We start from the raw sequence: 14,383 nt of genomic DNA, 5'->3' as shown, positions 1-14,383 counted from the left end.
CCATCATAGCGAAATAACTAAAAATCCGTCTCGCCCTGGATCACGGCCGGATACCCCGTCAGCGCGCGCGAGGTCTGCATGCCCGCCATCACGGCCGCCTCCACGCAGCCCGCGTTGATGCCCGTCCTGATCCAGTCGCCCGTGAGGAACAGGTTGGAAAAGCCCGACTGGTCGGTGGCCAGCCGGTACTGGGTGCTGCCCACCACCGACATCACGTAGCGCTCGGACGGGTCGACATTGGCGCGCCAGTACTGGCTGTCGAAGCGCGCCGGCCCCGTGCCAGCCTTCGCATCGACCAGCCATTGCCACGGAAACGCGCCGGGCCCGCCCGCCTCGGGCCACAGGGCGCCGATTTCGCGTTCCAGCTGGTGCAGCGCGCCCGCCTTGGCGCGTGCCGCGCAGCGGGCGGGGAAATCCGTGTCGGTGACGGGCGGATAGCTGTCGACGGGGAAGGCGCTGCAAAAGTAGGACACGTTCTTCGGCGCCAGTCCCGCCGGCCAGTCCTCGTGCGCCAGCAACTGGTCCATGGGCGCCCACGTGTCGTACGGCTCCGTGAAGGCCGACAGCACGGGCTGCTGGCCTTTCGGCTGCGTGGTCCAGCCCATCTGACGCAAATCCTTGTTGAGCCACACCTGGTAAGCCTGCGTGGCCACGGTCTGCACCTTGTCCGCCGCCAGCTGCAGAGCCGGGCTTTGCGCCAGCAGCTGCGGGCACAGGGCCGGCAGCGAGCCGATCGAGATGCCGAACACCACCTTGTCGAAGTCGATACCCTTCTTCAGGACCGTGGCGGGCAGCTGCCGGCCGAACGCCTGCTGGTACTGCTGCGGCCAGTCGCTCCAGTACGATTCCAGGTTGACGTTTTTCTCCTGCAGCAGGGCCGCCTGCGCGGGATCGAGCTGCGTGTAATCGGGCGCGCTGGGCCAGCACGCCAGGCCTTTCACGTCGACCAGCGGCGCGTAGCCAGCGGCGGGATCCTTCAATTGCACCTGCTGCGTGATGCGGATGCTGTCGATGTCGCCCGCGCCCGGCACCAGTTCTTCCACGCGCTGGAAGAACCTGAATTCCACGCCCCGCTTGCGCAGCACTTCGTACAGCGGCGTGAAAATCGTGTCGCCCATGCCGGCCTGCATCTTGAACATGATGCCGCCCTTGTAGGCCAGGCCGATGCGCGCCATCGCCCGCAGCAAGGTGCCCGCCTCGATGTTCGGTTTGGAAAAATCGCCGCCCTCGTAGGCGAACACCAGGTCGTAGAAGCCCCGCACGGGCGCCGAATTGACGCTGAACTGCTCGTCGCCGCCGTGTTTTTTCAGCCAGGCGCGGAAATCGATGTCGTTGATGACGTCAAAGCCATTCTTGAACACGCCATCCTCGAACATGCCCTTCATGACCGTGATGCCCAGGTCCAGGCAGGTGAACAGGCGGCGCAATTCATCGTCGCCGTCGATCAGCGCGCGGTAGCGCAGGCGCAGCCAGGCGCGGATGCCGTTCAGGGTGCTGGCCAGCAGCTGGTGGCGGGCCTGGTCGTGGCGCGTGGAATCGGGCGCCAGGTCGGCCACCAGCGCCGCCAGCGCGCCCACGGACAGGCCCACGTCCAGGCCCAGTTCATCGGCCTGCCCCACCACTTCGTCGGCCAGGCGGCGCAGCCAGCCCGGCCACACGCCCTCGCCCTGCGATGCGCTGGCGCGCACGATGCGCGCGTCCGCGTCCGCCACTTGCCGGATCTGGCGTATCCACTGCTCGATCCACCCCACCATGGCGATGGCCATCTGCCACAGGGTGATGTCTTCGCCGCCCTCGCCCGGCTCGCCCGGCAAGGTGGGAAAGACGATGGACCAGTTGCGCCATTTGCCCTTGACGTCTTCCGACAGGGCCACGTAGTCGTGCTGCTTGAAGGCGTCGCGCCAGGTGGCCAGCGGCGCGCCGGGCGGGCGATCGAGGCTGGCATAGGCTTCCTTGATCATCCTGAAGGCATTCGCGTAAAAGCCGAACCAGATGTGCAGGCCGTGCTCCTCGATGCGCTGGCCCGCTTGCGCATTGCGTCCGCTGGCGCCCTTGCCGCCCAGGCGCCAGCCCAGCTGGTACACGGTGATCGCGTGCCGGTTTTCCCAGCCCGGCTGGTTCGTCAGATAATACGCGGCCGTCATGGCCGCCACGCCGCCGCCCAGGATGGCGATCTTTTCGGGCGCGATGCGGGAATTGTCGACCAGCTCCTCGCCCGGCATGGCCGTGAAATCGAAATTCACATTAAACGGCAGGATCGCCGCCTGCGGCCCCAGTTGCAAGCCCAGGGTCTGGTCCAGCGGAAAGCTGTCGAACGCGTGCACCGTGCATTCGTATTCGTAGCCCAGCAGGCGCGCGCTGTGCAGGCGGTTGATCTCGGCCGGCGCGGCCACCAGGGCCTGGTACACGGCTTTCACGCCCGCGCTGTCGGGGAATTGCTTGAGGAAGATCTGGTCGATGCGGGGGTTGCGCAGCAGGGAAAGGATATCGGCCCAGCCGGCCTGGTCCATGTCGAAGAAATCGGGGATGGAGAGGAAGATCTTGAACGCCTGCTCGATCAGTTCGAGGAAGCTGTTGACGGGCTTATGCTGGCCCGTCTGCACGGTGGCATTGACTTCCAGCAGCGGGTGCAGGGCCAGTTTCGTTTCCGGCGAAAAATGCTGGAAACCCTTGGCAGCCACGGAGCAGCGCAGCGGCTCGCTGCCGGCAGCGGGAATCTCGTACTCGCACAGGTATTTCGGATAGCCAAACAGTTCGCGCCCGTTGATCAGGGCCATCGCATCGTCGACGAAGATATGGCACGGATACCAATAGATATGCGCGAGCTTGCCCTTGTCGTCCATCTCGCCGACCATGATCCAGGTGACGATATCGACTTCCGTGATCCAGCCCTTGGCCTGGTCGACGGGGTTGCTGGAATCGGCATGGTTGACGCGCGTAAACGTCAGCATCACATACGGCGACAGGGCTTTCAGGGTCATCTTGCGGCCCGCCACCTGGTTCAGGGTGGTGTTCACGGTCGCCTGCAGCTTCGCCAGGTCGCCCCTGACGAAATAGCCGTACATTTCCGACTGTTTCAATTGCAGCGGCGAGTGCATCATCACCGAACCGCCCTGATAGATATACGAAGGTCTTGCCGAAGGTATCGCCGTCATTGCCCTGCCCCCCTTTAAGTTTCATTCAAACAAGATTTCTACAGTGTATTTGAGAAATATCAATGAATGATATGAAATAAATTAAAGGATTTGCCAAGATGCATAGGCTCAGCAGGAAACAGCTTGCACGCGGCAGACGGGGCAAGCCCGGGCCATCGGGTGTACGATGAAAGCTCCTGACCGTTCCGAGCACCGCGCCATGGCAATGATTACTACCGATTACGTTTCCACTTATTCCGGCAACCGTTTTTATCCGCTGCGCCCCCATATCGACAAGGTCGCCATCGAAGACATCGCCCACGGCCTCGCCTACCAGTGCCGCTTCAATGGACAGACGCAGGTGTTTTATTCGGTCGCCCAGCACAGCCTGATCGTCGCCGGGCTGGTGCCGCCCCATCTGCGCCTGGCCGCCCTGCTGCATGACGCGGCCGAAGCCTACCTGGGCGACATGGTGAAGCCCTTGAAAGTGCTGCTGCCGGAGTTTGCCGCGCTGGAAGACAAGGTGAGCGCCATCATCGCTGCCACCTATGGCCTGGATTTTTCCGATTACGCGCCCATCAAGCGGGCCGACCTGATCGCGCTGGCCACGGAAAAGCGCGACCTGATGCCCCATTCGGCCGAACGCTGGGCCTACCTTGACGGCATCGTGCCCTTGCCCGGTATAATCGAAGCCATGGGACCGGCCGAAGCCAAGCAGCGCTTCCTGCATGCGTTTGCCCAGCTGGGCGGGCTGGGGCTGGCGGCATGAAAGCTTCTCCCGCAGTCTCACGAACGGGCGCTAAGCCCCGGTTTTTGCACGGCTTTTTTAGATATCCACAGCAACTGTGGATAAAGTTGTTGATAAGCCCCTCTTGACAAGCCGCAACACCAGCATTGATGCGGGTTTCAACAATTTGCTGATTTCACAGGCAATTTTTTACCCCAATGAAATCAATGACTTAGAATCATGCTTTTGCGCTAGCGCAAAGCTGCTCGGCCATCATGAAAATATATTTTGCGGTGCATCAGGCAAGCTGGCGCCAGGCCGTCTTGCCTGAACAGCATTGTTTTGACAAACCCCGCAGACTGGCATAGTGTGGAGTGAGCGAGCACGATCAAAGGTGGATAAACGCATGAATATGGATAGCGACAGCGCCGCCAAGGGGGCGGACGAACCCGACTGGCTGGTCGACGACCCGCTCGAGAAGCCAGATGCGGCGGCAGAACCGGTCACCGCAGCGCCATGGCGCGTGCTGATCGTCGACGACGATGTCGACGTGCACGTGGTGACCAAGTTCGCCCTCAGCCAGGCCAGCTTCCAGGGACGCAGGCTGAGCTTTTTGCATGCGTACTCGGGCGCCGAGGCGCTGGCTTTGCTGCGCAGCACGCCCGACATCGCCGTGGTGCTGCTCGATGTGATCATGGAAACCCAGGATGCCGGGCTGCAAGTGGCGCGCCAGGTGCGCGAAGAACTGCACAACAGCGCCGTTCGCATCATCCTGCGCACAGGCCAGCCCGGCCAGGCGCTGGAACACCGCATCATCATCGATTACGACATCAACGATTTCTGGTGCAAGACCGACTTGACCACGCGCAAGTTGTTCACCACCGTCATCGCCTCGCTGCGCACCTACGCCAGCTTGCGCGAAGCCCAGCAACAGGTCGCCAGCCTCGCTGCCGCCCTGGCCCAGTGCGGCGAAGCGCCACCGGCGCCGGCCGGCGGCACGCCCTGAGCATCGGCCGCTACTTTTAGTCATAAAACAAGAGCACTGGATGGGCATACAGGCTTGTCCCGCACCCCATTTTGACCGGCACGGATGCGCCATCCGCTGCGCCGAACGGCCGTCATTATCTAAGTGGCGGATTGTTAAGCGCTTTTTCAGATATCCACACGGACTGTGGATATCTTTGTGGATAAGCGCCTATTGACAGGCCTCAAAGCCACAGCCAGTGCGGCTTTCAATAAACTGCTCAATCAAACAGCAAAAATAAATCCTATTAAAATCAAACACTTAGAAACTCACACATAATCACAAGAAAATTATTTCGCCAATTTCGCTAACCCATCATTTGTGCATAACTGAGCCGTAGTGATCAATCCGACAACAGCGGACTAGCGATGCCAGCAACACAGTTGCCGTGCGGATATTCAATGCACGGTCTGGCGGCGCTGCTCCGGATGCAGCAGCACGCGTTCGATCAGTTCGGGCGCGATATTGTATGACTTCAGGTATTCCAGCGCGCACAAGGTACTAAAGGCAGCCTGCACGGCGATACCCAGGTTGACGATATCGGACATCTTTTGATCGACCCGGGCATGCAGCACCACGGTCTTGACGGGCATATGCAGCGTTTCTGTGGAATTAGGCATGGTGAACAACTCCTGCGTAGGGGGACGGAACGGAGGGAGACGGCGTAGCGGTGCGAACCGCGCCAGCGCGGACAGGGACAGCGGTCATGTTGCCGATCAAAGTATTGCTGATAAATTCTCGATGTCAATGGCAGGGAAACATGAGCCACGGTTTTTTCTTGCAGGCACGAGCTCAGCCGAAAGCGATGGACAAGCGCGATCGGCCACGGCGATAATCAGCCATGCCTTCGCCTTCGCCCCTCCCGCCCGACCTTCCCCGCCCGCAACCCGCCTCGCTTGCCGACCTGTTCTTCTCGTTCACCTGGCTGGCCCTGCAGGGATTCGGCGGCGTGCTGGCCGTGATCCAGCGCGAAATGGTGGAGCGCAAGCGCTGGCTGACGCAGGAAGAATTCCTGGAAGACTGGGCCGTCGCGCAAATCATGCCCGGCCCCAACGTGGTCAACCTGTCGCTGATGGTGGGCGGGCGCTATTTCGGTTTGAAAGGGGCATTGACGGCGCTGGCCGGCATGCTGGCCGTGCCGCTCGTCATCGTGCTGGTGCTGGGCGTGCTGTACACGCGCTTTGGCGACAATGCGCACATGGCGGGCGCGCTGCGCGGCATGGCGGCCGTCTCGGCCGGCATGATCGCCGCCACGGGCATAAAATTGGCCGCCGCGCTGGGCAAGCATCCGCTGCCCCTGTGGCTGACCCTGCCCCTGGTCGTGCTGGGCGTGCTGATGGTGGCGGTCTTCCGCTGGCCCCTGCTGTACATCCTGCTGGGCCTGGGCGGCATCGGCTGCCTGCTCACCTACCGGAAGCTGGCCGCATGACGCCGCCCCTGCAACTGGTCTTGAGCACGGGCGACTGGCTGAACCTGTTCGGCCATTACCTGATGCTGTCGCTGATGTCGATCGGCGGCGCCATTTCCACCACGGCGGAAATGCACCGTTTCCTCGTCGAGCAGCACGGCTGGCTGACGCAGGCGCAGTTCAACGAATCGATCGCCATCGCGCAAGCGGCACCAGGGCCCAACGTGCTGTTCGTCGCCCTGATGGGCTGGAACGTGGGCATGAACGCGGGCAGCTATGCCGCCGCCTGGCTGGGCGTGCTGGTGACCATGGTGGGCATCATGCTGCCCAGCACCACCCTCACCTACGTGGCGGCCCAGTGGGGCTACCGCAACCGCGACCTGCGCCCCGTGCGCGCGTTCAAGCAAGGCATGGCGCCCATCGTCGTCGCCCTGCTCATTTCCACGGGCATGATACTGGGCGGCGCCAACCATCGATGGAGCACCGACTGGCCCCTGTGGAGCCTGTCCATCGTGGCCGGCCTCATCATCTGGCGCACGAAAATCCATCTATTGTGGCTGCTGGCGGCCGGCGCCGTGCTGGGGTGGCTGCAGCTGGTGTAGAACGCCTACACGGCCAGGTGCCGCTTCACCTCCTCGCCATCCATCTGCGCCGCCTTGCCGCTGGCCACGACGCTGCCGCGCGACAGCACGATGAACTCGTCGGCCAGCTCGCGCGCAAAGTCGAAATACTGTTCGCACAGCACGATGGCCATGTCGCCGCGCTGTTTCAGCAAGCGGATCACACGGCCGATATCCTTGATGACGGAGGGTTGGATGCCTTCCGTAGGCTCGTCGAAGATGATCAACTGCGGCTCGGCCAGCAGGGCGCGGGCGATGGCCAGCTGCTGCTGTTGTCCGCCCGACAAATCGCCGCCGCGCCGCTGCAGCATCTCTTTGAGCACGGGAAACAGTTCATACACGTGCGGGTCGATGCGCGAGGCTGCCCTGCCCCGCTTCACCGCCATGCCCATCAGCAGGTTTTCCTCGACCGTCAGGCGCGCAAAGATGTCGCGCCCCTGCGGCACGTAGGCGATGCCCAGCTTTGCCCGCGCATGCGGCGCCAGCTTCGTGATGTCGCGGCCATGGAACAGCACCTGGCCCTGCGCCACGGGCAGCACGCCCATCAGGCATTTCAGCAAGGTCGTCTTGCCCACGCCATTCCTGCCCAGCAATGCCAGGCATTCGCCCTTGCGCGCCGACAAATCGATGCCGCGCAAGGTATGCGAGGAGCCATAGTATTGATTCAACTGTTGCACTTCCAGCATAGTCTGTGATCTCCCCTATTACCTTCCCAGATAGACTTCAATGACGCGCTCGTCCGCCTGCACCTGGTCCATGCGGCCCTGGGCCAGCACGGCGCCCTCATGCAGCACGGTCACGATGCCCTGCTGCGCAATCTCCGTGACGAATCCCATGTCGTGCTCGACCACCATGATGGAATGCTTGCCCCGCAATTCATTGAGCAATTCCGCCGTGCGCGCCGTTTCCGCATCCGACATGCCGGCCACCGGTTCGTCGAGCAAAATCAGCTGCGGCTCCTGCATCAGCAGCATGCCGATTTCCAGCCACTGCTTTTGCCCATGCGACAGCAAGCCGGCCAGCCGCCCCTCGTGGCCATGGAGGCGGATCAAGCGCAAGATCGCTTCGATCTTGCCTGCCTGCTCGGACGTGAGGCGCGCAAACAGGGTGGGCGCCACGCGCTTGTCCACCTTCATGGCCAGTTCCAGGTTGTCGAACACCGTATGCTGCTCGAACACGGTGGGGCGCTGAAACTTGCGGCCGATGCCCGCGTGGGCAATCTGCGCTTCCGTCATGGTGGCCAGGTTCATGGTCTGGCCAAACCAGGCCGTGCCCGACGTGGGGCGCGTCTTGCCGGTAATCACGTCCATCATGGTGGTCTTGCCCGCCCCATTCGGACCGATGATGCAGCGCAACTCGCCCACGGAAATATCGAGGCTCAGTTTATTAATGGCCTTGAAGCCGTCGAACGATACGCTGATATCTTCCAGGTACAGGATGGCGCCATGCGTCGTATCGACGCCCTCGCCCTTCACGCGCGCATACGTGGGGCCCGCTTCGGCGCTGGCCATGCCTGGCAGCATGCGGATGCTCATGCGGCCTCCTCTGGCACGGCGGACTTGCGTTTGATTTTATTCAATACACCCAGCATGCCTTGCTGCATGAACAGGGTCACGCCGATGAACAGCAGGCCCAGCGCGAACAGCCACAGTTCCGGCAAGGCGGCCGTGAACCAGCTTTTCAGACCGTTGACGGTGAAGGCGCCCAGAATCGGACCGAGCAAGGTGCCGCGTCCACCCACGGCCACCCACACGACCATCTCGATGGAATTGGCGGGCGACATTTCCGACGGATTGATGATGCCCACCTGCGGCACGTACAGGGCGCCGGCGATGCCGCACAGCACGGCGGATAAAGTCCACACAAACAGCTTGAACCACAGCGGGTTATAGCCGAGGAACATCAAGCGTGCCTCGCTGTCGCGTACGCCCTGCAGCACCCGCCCCAGCTTCGAGCGGACGATGGCGCGCGCGCCCACCAGCGCGGCCAGCAGGAAGGCCAGGGTCAGCAGGAACAGCACGGCCCGCGTGGCAGGCGCCGTGATGCTGTGACCAAGAATGGTCTTGAAATCCGTGAAACCGTTGTTGCCGCCAAAGCCGGTGTCGTTGCGGAAAAACAAGAGCATGAACGCATACGTCATCGCTTGCGTGATGATGGAAAAATACACTCCCTTGATGCGCGAGCGAAACGCAAAGTAACCAAACACGAAGGCCAGCACGCCCGGCACCAGCACGACGAGGGCCATGCAGTACCAAAAATGTTCCGTAAACGCCCAGTACCATGGGTAGGTTTTCCAGTCGAGAAAAACCATGAAGTCGGGCAAGCTGCTGTGGTACTGGCCCTGGTCGCCGATGGCGCGCATCAGATACATGCCGTGCGCATATGCGCCCAGCGCAAAGAATACGCCATGGCCCAGGGACAAGATGCCCGTGTAGCCCCAGACGAGGTCCAGCGCCAGCGCCGCCAGCGCGTAGCACATGAACTTGCCCACCAGCGCCACCGTGTAGGCGGACACGTGCAGCGCATGGCCTTCGGCAAACATCAGATTAAACATGGGCAACAGCGCCGCCAGCACCGTGCACCCAGCGATGGCCATCCACACGGGCCTGGTAAACAGGCCCTCCTTGCTTCGGAGTGAGTTAATCATTCGACGCTGCGTCCCTTCATGGCAAACAGGCCCTGGGGCCGGCGCTGGATAAAGATGATGATGAAGACCAAAATGGCGATCTTCGCCAGCACGGCGCCCGCCACCGGTTCGAGGAATTTGTTCACTTCGCCCAGGCCCAGCGCGGCGATCACGGTGCCGGCCAGCTGGCCCACGCCGCCCAGCACCACCACCATGAAGGAATCGACGATGTAGCTCTGGCCCAGGTCCGGCCCCACGTTGCCCAGCTGCGACAGCGCCACGCCGCCCAGGCCCGCGATGCCGGAACCGAGGCCGAAGGTCAGCATGTCGACCTTGCCCGTTGCCACGCCCACACAATCGGCCATACGGCGGTTTTGCGTGACGGCCCGCACGAACAGGCCCAGCCGCGTCTTGTTCAGGATCAGCCACACGGCCGCCACGACCACGATGGCAAAGGCGATGATGGCCAAGCGGTTGTACGGCAGCACGAGGCCGCCCAGCACGGTCACCCCGCCCGACATCCAGGCGGGATTGGCCACTTCCACGTTTTGCGCGCCGAAGATCGTGCGCACCAGCTGCATGAGGATCAGGCTGATGCCCCAGGTGGCCAGCAGGGTTTCCAGCGGCCGGCCATACAGCCAGCGGATGACCGTGCGTTCCAGCACCACGCCCACCAGGCCGGAGACGAAAAAAGCGGCCGGCAAGGCGGCCAGCAGGTAGGCGTCCTGCAGGCCGGGCAGATAGGTGCGGAAGAACAGCTGGCACAGATACGTCGTGTAGGCGCCTATCATCAGCAACTCGCCATGGGCCATGTTGATGATGCCCATCAAGCCAAACGTGATGGCCAGGCCCAGCGCGGCCAGCAGCAGCACGCTGCCCAGGGAAATGCCATAAAACACATTGCCGGCAAATTCCATGCGCTGCACACGTCCCTTGATCTGGCGCATGGTCTCGATGGCGGCCAGCTGCACGCCCTCGTCAGGCTCGCCGGCCTTGCCATCCGGTCCTGTATCGAGCATGGCTTGCAACGCGGGCAGCAGGCGCGCATCGCTGCTACCAGCCAACGCCTGCACGGCGGCCTTGCGCGTGGCCGCGTCGGGCGCATGCAGGTTGGCGCTGGCGATCAGCACCTGCAATATCTGCCTGATGTCGGCGTCGCTCTCCTGCGCCAGCGCGGCGCGGATCAGGGGCAGCTGGGCGGGATCGACTGCCTTTTGCAAAGCTTGCGCGGCGGCCAGGCGCTGGGCGCGCTCCGGCGCCAGCAGCTGCAAGCCCGACAGGGCGCCGGCCACGGCCGCGCGCAAGCGGTTGTTGACCATCACGCCATCGATGCCGTCAGGCAGCGGCACGCGCTTGCCGCTTGCCGGGTCATACGCCTGCTCGCCATCGACGATGTAGACCTTGCCATCGGGCGCCGCATACAAGGCGTCGTCCTGCAAGGCTTGCAGAACCTTGGCCGCCTCGGGCGTGGCCAGGGCGGCGATCTGCGCCACGGCGGCGATCCTGGTATCGGGGTCGTCGCCGGATAGCGGCTTGAGCAGGTCCGCAGGGATGGCGGCATGCGCCATGGACGACAGGCACAGGCAGGCGAGGACCAGCAGTTTGAAGAGGAGCTGCATTTGCGTTCCAAAGAATGACTGCACAGGGATCTATGCTTACCCCAAAGGCGAGGACTGGGGTCGGATGGGGACGCCTAGTCCCTCAGGGTCCGACCCCGGCATTTGCGGGTGGGTGAATAGCGCCTACATAGCTAGCGCCTACAGCTTCTGCTTGCCCTCATTGCCCTTGATATACGGGCTCCACGGCTGGGCGCGTATCGGTTCCTTGGTTTTCCACACGACATTGAATTGCCCGTCAGCCTTGATCTCGCCGATCATCACGGGCTTGTGCAAGTGGTGGTTGGTCGGGTCCATGGTCAGGGTAAAGCCCGATGGCGCCTTGACGCTCTGGCCCGCCATGGCGGCGATCACCTTGTCCGTGTCCGTCGACTTGGCTTTTTCCACGGCTTGCGCCCACATGTGGATGCCCACATAGGTCGCTTCCATGGGGTCGTTCGTCACCACGGAACCCGCGTTCGGCAACTTTTGCGCCACCGCGTACGCCTTCCACTGCTTGATGAACGCCGCATTCACGGGGTTCTTGACGGATTCAAAATAATTCCAGGCCGCCAAATGCCCCAGCAGGGGCTTGGTATCGATGCCGCGCAGCTCTTCCTCGCCCACGGAAAACGCCACCACGGGCACGTCCGTGGCCTTCAAGCCCGCGTTGCCCAGTTCCTTGTAGAACGGCACGTTCGAATCGCCATTGATGGTGGAAATGACGGCCGTCTTGCCGCCCGTGGAAAACTTCTTGATGTTGGCCACGATGGTTTGATAGTCGGCATGGCCGAACGGCGTGTAGACCTCGCTGATATCGCTATCCTTGACGCCCTTGCTTTTCAGGAAGGCGCGCAGGATCTTGTTGGTGGTGCGCGGATACACGTAATCCGTGCCCAGCAGCACGAAGCGCCTGGCGCCGCCGCCATCCTTGCTCATCAGGTATTCCACGGCGGGAATCGCCTGCTGGTTCGGTGCGGCGCCCGTATAAAACACGTTCTTTTCCAGTTCCTCGCCCTCGTATTGCACCGGGTAGAACAGCAGGCTGTTGAGCTCCTTGAACACAGGCAAGACGGATTTGCGGGACACGGACGTCCAGCAGCCAAACACGACGGCAACCTTGTCCTGCGCCACCAGCTGGCGCGCTTTTTCCGCAAACAACGGCCAGTTCGACGCGGGGTCGACGACGACGGCTTCCAGCTTCTTGCCCAGCACGCCCCCCTTGGCATTGATCTCGGCGATCGTCATCAGCGCCACATCCTTGAGCGACGTTTCGGAAATGGCCATGGTGCCCGACAGCGAGTGCAGGATGCCCACCTTGATCGTGTCGGCGGCCAGGGCTGCCTGCATATAGGTGGACGTGGCCAGGGCCAGTGCGCCGGCGGCGGCCGCTTTCAGGATGATGCGTCGTGACATGGGGACTCCTGTGATGGGTTCGTGGGGGTCGAGCTGGGCATACGATGTTGTTAAAGCAGAATGCATGCCAGCGCCAGCAGGTGTCCCCCATGGTGCACGGGGCCGGCGCCGCACGAAAAAAAACCTGGCTGCACAAGGACTGTGCAGCCAGGTTTCAAATTGCCGTAAAACGGTGCGTCGCCGCATCCATCCCTATCCATCAATCCTTGCGCGGCACGCCTTTCAAGCGGCGCCAGCCCTTGCGCCCCAGCGGGAACAGCAGCACGAAAGCAATCAGCCACGGCAGGATGTAGGCCATGGCCGTGATGGCGTTGGCCACGCCTTCCGACAGGTTGTCCGTGAAATTGCCCAGCGCACGCTTGACGGGCGTCCAGAACGATTGCTTGCCTTCGGCGCTGATGGCCACGTTCAGCAAGTCCGTATCGATGCGCTGCATCAACAAGGCATTGGCCGCCGTCGCCTGCTCCAGTTCCACTTGCACAGTGGCCAGCTCCTTGCTCACCTTGATCAAGGCATCGACATTCGCGCCCGAGCGTTTTTCCAGGTCTTGCAATTGCGCCTGGTACTGCTTGAGCATTTCCAGGCGTTTCTTGCTGTCGAGCACGGGACGACCCAGGTCTTCCACCTTGGTGCCCTGGCTGGTGATCTCGCCTTCGCTCCCGACCAGCGCCATCATCTTCTTGATGCCGGCCGGCTTGGCGCGCATGCTGATGCGCGCATGCACGTAGCGGCCGCTATCGATGCTGGAATCGAGCAGCAGGCATCCGTTTTCCGTATCGGCCTTGCAGGCGGCCACGACTTTTTCGTACAGGGGCCGTATCTGCGCCTCCCCTGCCATCACGTCGACGTTATGTTCGTAGGCCAGGTAATCTTGCCCTTTACCCTCTGTGGCCACGCGCGTATCGCTGGGCTGGACAGAGCGGTTTGCCTTCCCGCAACCGGCCAGCAGCAACAGTCCGAACAGACATATAGAGACTTTTTTCATGATTTCTTTCTTCTAGTTATAGATGCTGCGGCAGCAGTTCGATATCGGGCAGATGCGCGGCCACCTCCTGCACGGTCGCATGGCCCGTCAAGGACGCCACCACCTGCGGCAATGGTTCCGCCCAGATTTCCGGCAAATCGCGCTCCTCCGGCGCCAGCACGGGAAAAGCCAGCTGCTCGCGTGGCGGCACGAACGCCGCGTCGACGCCCGGCTTGTTGCCGCGCGCATCGATGCGGTACCAGCCGTAGTCTTGCAAATACACGGCGTTCAAGCCATGCAGGCAGAACGGCGGCCCCGCCTCGCCCACGGCCAGGCGCTGGTAGCACAGGCCGGCAGGAATGCCGTTGGCGCGCAGCAGCGCAGCCAGCAGATGGCTCTTCGCATAACAATAGCCTGTGCCATGCTGCAAGACGTCGGACGCGCGGCAGGTGACGGGATTGCGCTGGTAATCCCAGCTGTGGGCAATCTCGTCGCGCACGAAGGCAAAGCAGCGGGCGGCGATGGCGGCATCGCCCGACACGCCTGCCGCCAGTGCGGCCGCCCTGGCGCGCACGGCCGGATGGTCGCTGTCGATATGCAGGCTGCTGGCTAAATACGGGGAAAAGTCGGTAGACATGGCATAAAGGCAATGCGAAAAGATAATGCGCGATTTTAGTCGAAGCGGCGCGCAATTCACCGTTTCTTTGCGCAGGAACAAAGAAAATCCACGTGCCAGGCTGGCTGCGCCGGGGGCGGCGACTTTGGCGGCGGCCCGGTAGCTGGTATCATGCGGGCAAACGCAGCCGGCCATATGGGCGCGGCACATGCACTACCCTGCGAAGCGGCCCCCGCCGCCGACGCCTCCCTAC

Annotated in this window: 14 protein-coding genes; 5 read left to right on the top strand and 9 right to left on the bottom strand. The window is 62.5% G+C overall.

Annotated features, from left to right (window positions below; translation table 11 throughout):
• Positions 1–17 precede the first annotated feature (17 nt).
• Positions 18–3,155 carry an NAD(P)-binding protein gene (locus VPH41_RS08225; protein ID WP_328569548.1) on the bottom strand — a complete coding sequence of 1,046 codons (3,138 nt, stop codon included), beginning with the start codon at positions 3,153–3,155 and terminating at the stop codon, positions 18–20.
• Positions 3,156–3,354: 199 nt separating this feature from the next.
• Between VPH41_RS08225 and VPH41_RS08220 the strand changes: the two genes are divergently transcribed.
• The 3 genes from VPH41_RS08220 (at position 3,355) to VPH41_RS08210 (ending at position 4,867) form a co-directional block, all read left to right on the top strand.
• Complete coding sequence (locus VPH41_RS08220; protein WP_152259389.1) at positions 3,355–3,903, top strand: phosphohydrolase; 549 nt, start codon at positions 3,355–3,357, stop codon at positions 3,901–3,903.
• 76 nt (positions 3,904–3,979) lie between these two features.
• Positions 3,980–4,192 carry a hypothetical protein gene (locus VPH41_RS08215; RefSeq protein WP_328569547.1) on the top strand — a complete coding sequence of 71 codons (213 nt, stop codon included), beginning with the start codon at positions 3,980–3,982 and terminating at the stop codon, positions 4,190–4,192.
• A gap of 75 nt (positions 4,193–4,267) precedes the next feature.
• The gene (locus VPH41_RS08210; RefSeq protein ID WP_226941279.1) at positions 4,268–4,867 is read left to right on the top strand and encodes a response regulator; all 600 of its coding nucleotides are present in this window, start codon (positions 4,268–4,270) and stop codon (positions 4,865–4,867) included.
• 416 nt (positions 4,868–5,283) lie between these two features.
• Here the strand turns inward: VPH41_RS08210 and VPH41_RS08205 are convergent, their stop codons facing one another.
• On the bottom strand, positions 5,284–5,505 hold the full coding sequence (locus tag VPH41_RS08205; RefSeq protein WP_152259390.1) for a hypothetical protein: 222 nt from the start codon (positions 5,503–5,505) through the stop codon (positions 5,284–5,286).
• Positions 5,506–5,726: 221 nt separating this feature from the next.
• On the opposite strand from VPH41_RS08205, the gene VPH41_RS08200 reads away from it, so the two are divergent.
• Together VPH41_RS08200 and VPH41_RS08195 are read left to right on the top strand one after the other, a co-directional pair.
• Positions 5,727–6,314 (top strand): chromate transporter, encoded by a 588-nt coding sequence (locus VPH41_RS08200; protein ID WP_328569546.1) that lies wholly within the window; start codon positions 5,727–5,729, stop codon positions 6,312–6,314.
• Positions 6,311–6,895, top strand: coding sequence for a chromate transporter (locus VPH41_RS08195; RefSeq protein WP_328569545.1), 585 nt, complete (start codon positions 6,311–6,313; stop codon positions 6,893–6,895). Before VPH41_RS08200 ends, VPH41_RS08195 begins: the two co-directional genes overlap by 4 nt.
• A 5-nt stretch (positions 6,896–6,900) precedes the next feature.
• Here the strand turns inward: VPH41_RS08195 and urtE are convergent, their stop codons facing one another.
• The 7 genes from urtE to VPH41_RS08160 all read right to left on the bottom strand — a co-directional run bounded on the left by urtE (position 6,901) and on the right by VPH41_RS08160 (position 14,151).
• Positions 6,901–7,599 (bottom strand): urea ABC transporter ATP-binding subunit UrtE, encoded by a 699-nt coding sequence (gene urtE / locus VPH41_RS08190; RefSeq protein ID WP_328569544.1) that lies wholly within the window; start codon positions 7,597–7,599, stop codon positions 6,901–6,903.
• Positions 7,600–7,617: 18 nt separating this feature from the next.
• The gene (urtD, locus tag VPH41_RS08185; RefSeq protein WP_328569543.1) at positions 7,618–8,448 is read right to left on the bottom strand and encodes an urea ABC transporter ATP-binding protein UrtD; all 831 of its coding nucleotides are present in this window, start codon (positions 8,446–8,448) and stop codon (positions 7,618–7,620) included.
• A complete protein-coding gene (gene urtC / locus VPH41_RS08180; RefSeq protein WP_328569542.1) occupies positions 8,445–9,560 on the bottom strand; it encodes an urea ABC transporter permease subunit UrtC in 1,116 nt (371 codons plus the stop codon). The genes urtD and urtC overlap by 4 nt, the downstream gene beginning before the upstream one ends.
• On the bottom strand, positions 9,557–11,158 hold the full coding sequence (gene urtB, locus VPH41_RS08175; protein ID WP_328569541.1) for an urea ABC transporter permease subunit UrtB: 1,602 nt from the start codon (positions 11,156–11,158) through the stop codon (positions 9,557–9,559). The genes urtC and urtB overlap by 4 nt, the downstream gene beginning before the upstream one ends.
• Before the next feature lie 138 nt (positions 11,159–11,296).
• Positions 11,297–12,550 (bottom strand): urea ABC transporter substrate-binding protein, encoded by a 1,254-nt coding sequence (gene urtA, locus VPH41_RS08170; protein ID WP_287773073.1) that lies wholly within the window; start codon positions 12,548–12,550, stop codon positions 11,297–11,299.
• A gap of 199 nt (positions 12,551–12,749) precedes the next feature.
• A complete protein-coding gene (locus VPH41_RS08165; protein ID WP_328569540.1) occupies positions 12,750–13,535 on the bottom strand; it encodes a DUF4349 domain-containing protein in 786 nt (261 codons plus the stop codon).
• 16 nt (positions 13,536–13,551) lie between these two features.
• Positions 13,552–14,151: a transglutaminase-like domain-containing protein gene (locus VPH41_RS08160; protein WP_328569539.1), complete on the bottom strand. Its 600-nt coding sequence runs from the start codon at positions 14,149–14,151 to the stop codon at positions 13,552–13,554.
• Positions 14,152–14,383 lie beyond the last annotated feature (232 nt).

Source organism: Janthinobacterium sp. P210006 (assembly GCF_036231885.1).
Lineage (GTDB): Bacteria > Pseudomonadota > Gammaproteobacteria > Burkholderiales > Burkholderiaceae_D > Janthinobacterium > Janthinobacterium violaceinigrum.
The sequence above is the reverse complement of the archived record's forward strand: the minus strand, read 5'-3'. Positions and strand labels throughout refer to the sequence as shown.